Origin of the sequence: Ferrovibrio terrae, from assembly GCF_943372915.1 — a bacterium.
In the GTDB taxonomy this organism is placed as follows: Bacteria; Pseudomonadota; Alphaproteobacteria; order Ferrovibrionales; family Ferrovibrionaceae; genus Ferrovibrio; species Ferrovibrio terrae_A.
Window position 1 is genome coordinate 56,637 of the sequence record NZ_CALSAN010000026.1, and the last position, 6,912, is coordinate 63,548.

Sequence of the window (6,912 nt, forward strand, 5' to 3'; positions counted from 1 at the left end):
TAAAGTTTAAATCCACCCGCCCGGCGGGGCCTTAGGGCTTCTCCGCTCCCGCCCTGTTTGCTAGGGTCCGGCCACCCAATCACAACACGCAACCGTGGTCGCGAGGGAGTTATTAATGGCGAAAATCAAGGTCAAAAATCCGGTCGTCGAGCTCGATGGCGACGAGATGACCCGCATCATCTGGAAGTTCATCAAGGAAAAGCTGATCCTGCCATACCTGGATGTGGACCTGCTGTACTACGATCTCGGCGTCGAATACCGCGACCAGACCAATGACCAGGTCACCATCGACAGCGCCCATGCGATCCTGAAGCACGGCGTCGGCGTGAAATGCGCCACCATCACGCCGGACGAGCAGCGCGTGACCGAGTTCAAGCTGAAGGAAATGTGGAAGTCGCCCAACGGCACGATCCGCAACATCCTGGGCGGCACGATCTTCCGCGAACCGATCATCTGCAAGAACGTGCCGCGCCTGGTGCCGCACTGGAACGACCCGATCGTGGTCGGCCGCCATGCCTTCGGCGACCAGTATCGCGCCACCGACTTCCGCTTCCCCGGCAAGGGCACGCTGACCATCAAGTTCGTCGGCGAGGACGGCAAGATCATCGAGAAGGAAGTCTTCAAGGCACCCGGCAGCGGTGTTGCCATGGCGATGTACAACCTCGATGACTCGATCCGCGACTTCGCCCGCGCCAGCATGAACTACTCGCTGGTGCGCGGCTGGCCGCTGTACCTGTCGACCAAGAACACCATCCTCAAGGCCTATGACGGCCGCTTCAAGGATCTGTTCGAAGAGGTCTACGAGCAGGAGTTCGCCGGCAAGTTCAAGGCCGCCGGCATCACCTACGAACACCGCCTGATCGACGACATGGTGGCCTGCGCCATCAAGTGGTCGGGCAAGTTCGTCTGGGCCTGCAAGAACTACGACGGCGACGTGCAGTCCGACGTGGTGGCGCAGGGCTTCGGTTCGCTGGGTCTGATGACCAGCGTGCTGATGACCCCCGACGGCAAGGTGGTGGAAGCCGAAGCGGCGCACGGCACGGTGACGCGTCACTATCGCGAACACCAGGCTGGCCGCGAGACCTCGACCAACCCGATCGCCTCGATCTTCGCCTGGACGCGCGGCCTGATGCATCGCGCCAAGCTGGATGGCAATGCCGAGCTGGACAAGTTTGCCCATACGCTGGAGAAGGTTTGCGTCTCCACCGTGGAAGCCGGCTTCATGACCAAGGACCTCGCGGTCCTGATCTCGAAGGACCAGCCCTGGCTGACCACCCAGAAGTTCCTCGACAAGATCGACGAGAACATGAAGAAGGCGCTGGCGTAAGCCGCCGCTCTCTCTTCAAGCTCCGATCAGACGGCGGGGGGTGCAGAGCCCTCCGCCGTTTTTCTTTGCTCCAGCCGCTCTGCCGCCAGGCGATCGATATGCTCCTTGATGGTGGGATGCACATGCAGCAGGCGCTGGAAATCGGTGACCTCCAGCGCCAGCAGGCGGCAGTCGGTGATGGCGCTGACCGTGGCGGTGCGGTCGGTGCGGCGCAGCAGGGCGATCTCGCCGAAATGCTGGCCCGGCCCCAGCACCACCGGCTGCGGCAGGATTTCCACCTCCACCTCACCCGACATGATGAAGAACATCGCCTCGGCACGTTCGTCCTTGCGCACGATGGCGGTGCCTGACGGCACCACCTGGGCCTTCAGCAGGCTGGCGATCTCGGCAATCGAACTGGCATCAAGCTTGTGGAACAGCGGCAGGGAGGCCACCGCGCGCCAGGTGACCATGAATTCGCGGCGCTTGATCTCCTCGGCGAAACCGGAGGCGAGCAGACCGGCGGGAATGGCGATGGTGCCGACGCCGATCAGGATGATGACGCCGTTGAAGATCTTGCCCAGTGGCGTGATCGGGATCATGTCGCCATAGCCGACCGAGCCGACGGTGACGATGCCCCACCACAGCGCCTTGGGGATCGAGCCGAACACCTCGGGCTGCGCGTCGTGTTCGAGCATGTACATGATGCAGGATGCCACCACCAGCAGCACACCCGCCGCACCCAGCGCCGCGGTGAGGCCGCGCGCTTCGCGCTTGAGCACCGCCGCCACCAGCGTGAGGCCGGGCGTGTAGCGCGCCAGCTTGAACAGGGTGAACATCTCGGTGGCGAGGAACAGGTCGCGCGGGAACGGCACGATCAGGTTGAGCCAGAAGGGCAGGATCACCAGCAGGTCGACGACGCCAAGGAAGGAGCCCATATAGCGCCGCCGCATCGCCGCCGCGCTGACCCGGCCGCCATGGGCATAGGCCGGTGCAATCCAGATGCGCAGCAGGTATTCGGCGGTGAAGAGGATATCGGTGGCTTCGCGCAGGCGGTCGAGCCAGAAGATGGTGCGCGGCTCGAAGCCCGGCACGGTGACCAGCATGATGGCCACGGCACAGACGAACACACTGACGATGATCAGCGTCGAGATCAGCCGGTGACCGATCGACGCATCGCGGCGATCATCGCTCAGCAGATCGAAACAGCGCCGGCGCCAGTCAGTCTGTAACATCGCGCCGGCCGGCTGCGTTACGCGGCTTTGCCGATTTCGGCGGCAATCGCGTCCAGCGCCTTTTCGGCACCGGCCGGATCGGCACCGCCGCCCTGGGCAAAGTCAGGCCGGCCACCGCCGCCCTGGCCGCCGATCAGCGGCGTGGCGATCTTGACCAGATCGGCAGCGTTCAGCCTGGCCGTCAGATCGGCGCTGACACCGACCACCACCGCCACCTTGCCATCGGCCACCGAGGTGAGCGCGACAACACCGGAGCCGATGTCCTTCTTCATGGCATCGACCATGCCGCGCAGATCCTTGGCCGGCACGCCATCGAGCTGACGGGCCGCGAATTTCACGCCGTTGAGATCCTTCACCTGCGGACCGCCGCTGCCGCCACCGGTGGCAAGCTGCTTGCGCAACTCAGACAGTTCGCGCTCCAGCTTGCGGCGGTCGTCCAGCAAGGCCGCCAGGCGCTGCGGCACGTCTTTCGGTTGCGCCTTCAGGGCATCGGCGGCGGCCTGCAGGGTTTCTTCCTGTTCGAGGAAGTAATGCCGCGCGGCCTCGCCGGTCAGCGCCTCGATGCGGCGCACGCCGGCGGCGACCGCGCCCTCGTTGACGATCTTGAACAGCGCGATGTCGCCGGTGCGCTTGACATGGGTGCCACCGCAAAGCTCGACGGAGTAATCCTTGCCGTCCTCCAGCTTGCCCATCGAGAGCACGCGCACCTCGTCGCCATATTTCTCGCCGAACAGCGCCATCGCACCGGCCTTGATCGCCTCATCCGGCGTCATCAGGCGGGTGGTGACGGCATCGTTCTGGCGGATCATCGCATTGACTTCGGCTTCCACCGCCGCGGCCTCTTCGGCGCTGATCGGCTTGGGATGGCTGATATCGAAGCGGAAACGATCCGGTGACACCAGCGAGCCCTTCTGCGTCACGTGATCGCCCAGCTTGCGGCGCAGCGCTGCATGCAGCAGATGCGTGGCCGAATGGTTGGAGGCAATCGCCGCGCGGCGCGTGGCATCGACCGTGAGGATCGCCATGTCGTCGACCTTCAGCGTGCCTGCGACCACCTTGCCCAGATGGGCATGCAGCGCGCCGAGTTTCTTCTGGGTGTCGCTGATCTCGACCCTGGCGCCGCCGGCCGTGGTGATGATGCCGGCATCGCCCTGCTGGCCGCCGGATTCCGCATAGAACGGCGTCTGGTTCAGCAGAATGGCGACTTCAGTGCCAGCCTTGGCCTCGGTCACCGGCTTGCCGTCGAGGATGATGGCATCGATGCGGCCTTCGGCGCTTTGCGTGTCGTAGCCGAGGAATTCGGTGGCGCCCTTGTCTTCGCGCAGCTCGAACCAGACCTTCTCGGTCGCGGCTTCGCCCGAACCGGCCCAGGCCTTGCGGGCCTCGGCCTTCTGCGCCGCCATGGCCGACTGGAAACCATCGAGATTGACGTTGATGCCGCGCGGACGCAGCGCATCCTGGGTCAGGTCGAGCGGGAAGCCGTAGGTGTCATACAGCTTGAAAGCGGTCTCGCCCGGCAGCATGTCGCCCTTGCTCATGCCGGCCGTGGCTTCATCCAGCAGCTTGAGGCCGCGATCCAGCGTCTGCTTGAAGCGGGTCTCTTCCAGCTTCAGGGTTTCAGCAATCAGTGCCTCGGCGCGGCCGAGTTCGGGATAGGCGCGGCCCATTTCGGAGACCAGCGTCGGCACCAGGCGGTGCATCAGCGGTTCCTTGCAGCCCATCAGCTGGGCATGCCGCATGGCGCGGCGCATGATGCGGCGCAACACATAGCCGCGGCCTTCATTGGACGGCAGCACGCCATCGGCGATCAGGAAGCAGGAGGAGCGCAGATGATCGGCCACCACGCGATGGCTGACCTTGTGCTCGCCATCGGCACTGGCATGCGCGGCATCGGCCGAAGCCTCGATCAGCGCGCGCATCAGGTCGATGTCGTAATTGTCGTGCTTGCCCTGCATCACCGCGGTGATGCGCTCCAGGCCCATGCCGGTGTCGATGGAGGGCTTGGGCAGCGAGATGCGCTGTTCCTTGGTCACCTGCTCGAACTGCATGAAGACGAGATTCCAGATCTCGATGTAACGGTCGCCATCGGCCTCCGGGCTGCCCGGCGGGCCGCCCCAGATCTTGTCGCCATGGTCGTAGAAGATTTCCGAGCAGGGACCGCAGGGGCCGGTATCGCCCATCGCCCAGAAATTGTCGGACGTGGCGATGCGCACGATGCGGCTTTCCGGCACGCCGATCTTTTTCCAGATGTCGAAGGCCTGGTCGTCGTCGTGATAGACGGTGACCCAGAGCTTGTCCTTGGCCAGGCCGTAATCCTTGGTGATCAGGTTCCAGGCGAGCGGGATCGCCTCGTCCTTGAAGTAGTCGCCAAAGGAGAAATTGCCGAGCATCTCGAAGAAGGTGTGATGCCGCGCAGTGTAGCCGACGTTATCCAGGTCGTTATGCTTGCCGCCGGCGCGCACACATTTCTGCGAGGTGGCCGCGCGGGTATAGGGGCGCTTCTCCTGGCCGGTGAAGACATTCTTGAACTGCACCATGCCGGCATTGGTGAACATCAGGGTCGGATCGTTGCGCGGCACCAGCGGCGAGGATTCGACCGGCTGATGCCCGTTGCGGGCAAAGTAGTCGAGGAAGGCCTGGCGGATATCGCTGGCGGAGGACATGGACGTCATACCCCTGGTCGGCGGCGACCGACCCCCGGTCGCCATGTCGTTTGATGGTCAGCAGTGTCATGAGCCGGACCCGGTCCGGCAAGAGACCTGTCTTAACGGTCTGCCCCGCCCCTGTCCAGCCGGTCTCAGGCCGGTTAAGTCCTTGGTCGGATAGGGAATTGCTGGCGGTACAGCTCCCGCCACATCATCCAGCCCGCTGCTTCGCCGGCCTTCGTAGCACTTCGCTGGTGTTCGCAGCGCTTCGCGGGCGTTCGTGGCGCTTCGCGCGGGTTCGCAGCGCTTCATTTTGCTTCGCCCGGGGTTCACCGCCCGGACGACCGATCATCGCCAGCCGGCCCTCCGGATCAACCAGAACATTTAGGGTTCAGCCCTACCGAATCAAGACCATCCGGAGATTTGCCGCTTCAGTTCTTCTCTGCGCAGTTTGCGGCAGGAGCGCCATTCTCGATGAAACTGGAGAACAGTGTCGCCAATTGGGCCATGGCCTTATCGGCCTCATTCAATAGCGACTTATGAATGAGAAATCTGAAACCGATTCGGTCGATATAGGATCGCGCGGTGCAATAAACCGTGGGGAATCTGCATGTGATCATCATGTTTGCGGTCTGGCCTATGTAGTATCGGTCTCCCCTGGCATCGGAATTTTGCGCTCCGTCTCTCGTGGCAGGAACTGCCCTGGCAAACTCGTCAAAACTTCCTATCGTTCTTCCCGTCGGCACCAGCTTCTCCGCGGTCGCAAAGCGACGCCACGCGTCTTCGGGGCGCCCTTCCGCAGGCGCAAAAGTTAAAAATGCGATTGATTTTGCTTCAGGCCACTGAGCCTCCAAAGTCTTCCGACGATCAAGATGGGGCGGCCACAGCTCTGGCCGTTCGGCAACGTCCTGCCAAGCCGCCGATGAGGGCAGGAAAACCGCCACTACCGCCTCTTCGATCATGCCACCCGACATCTGCCTGGGAAAAACCAAATATTCCTTCGGAATCCCGACTGATAGCGCGCCGCTCTTGGTGTCCTTCAGGCAAATTTCGACTGGTCTACTGGACCTGGACGCGCCGGCAGCCTCTTCACTTGTGCCCAAGACGCCCAGGATGACAACGATCATCCACGCGGCAACCAGCTTTGTCGTCTGGTGCATGTATTCCCCCTCACCGTCCCGCCAAATTGAGCGGCCATCCAGAGCCCATCATTCCAGAAATTGATTCGCTCAGGGCAAAAAATAACCCCGGCAGCGAGGTCCGCTGCCGGGGCTTTGCCCATGGAGGAGAATTAACTCAGGCGCCGTGGTTTACCGGCGTTTGAGCAGGGCGAAATCTTACTCAGCGTCTTCGGCCTCGCCCGCATCCGGGCCGGCGTCGATGGCGGCAGCCACGATGCCGGTGTTGGCCTTGATCGCGGCTTCAATCCGTGCGGCCACCTCAGGGTTTTCCTTGAGGAAGGTCTTGGCGGCCTCGCGGCCCTGGCCGATGCGCTGGCTGTCGAAGGAGAGCCAGGAGCCCGACTTCTCGACCACATTGGCCTTCACGCCCAGGTCGATCAGTTCGCCGGTCTTGGACACACCCTCGCCATACATGATGTCGAAGTCGACCACCTTGAACGGCGGCGCCACCTTGTTCTTGACCACCTTCACGCGGGTCTGGTTGCCCACCACCTCGTCGCGGATCTTGATCGCGCCGATGCGGCGGATATCGAGGCGGACGGAAG

Annotated in this window: 4 protein-coding genes and 1 pseudogene; 1 reads left to right on the forward strand and 4 read right to left on the reverse strand. The window is 63.2% G+C overall.

From position 1 onward, the window contains the following. Nucleotides 1-115 precede the first annotated feature (115 nt). Nucleotides 116-1,327 (forward strand): NADP-dependent isocitrate dehydrogenase, encoded by a 1,212-nt coding sequence (locus AAG821_RS16770; RefSeq protein WP_341914774.1) that lies wholly within the window; start codon nucleotides 116-118, stop codon nucleotides 1,325-1,327. 26 nt (nucleotides 1,328-1,353) lie between these two features. Here AAG821_RS16770 and AAG821_RS16775 read toward each other — a convergent pair whose 3' ends face one another. From AAG821_RS16775 to AAG821_RS16790, 4 genes and pseudogenes are all read right to left on the reverse strand, one after another. Beyond that, nucleotides 1,354-2,541, reverse strand: a complete 1,188-nt coding sequence (locus AAG821_RS16775; RefSeq protein ID WP_341914776.1) for a cyclic nucleotide-gated ion channel — start codon at nucleotides 2,539-2,541, stop codon at nucleotides 1,354-1,356. A 17-nt stretch (nucleotides 2,542-2,558) separates the two neighbouring features. Then, nucleotides 2,559-5,204: an alanine--tRNA ligase gene (alaS, locus tag AAG821_RS16780; RefSeq protein ID WP_341914778.1), complete on the reverse strand. Its 2,646-nt coding sequence runs from the start codon at nucleotides 5,202-5,204 to the stop codon at nucleotides 2,559-2,561. 413 nt (nucleotides 5,205-5,617) lie between these two features. Next, nucleotides 5,618-6,346 (reverse strand): hypothetical protein, encoded by a 729-nt coding sequence (locus tag AAG821_RS16785; RefSeq protein WP_341914779.1) that lies wholly within the window; start codon nucleotides 6,344-6,346, stop codon nucleotides 5,618-5,620. 177 nt (nucleotides 6,347-6,523) lie between these two features. Beyond that, nucleotides 6,524-6,912, reverse strand: a pseudogene (locus AAG821_RS16790) (DNA recombination/repair protein RecA); the annotation flags it as partial.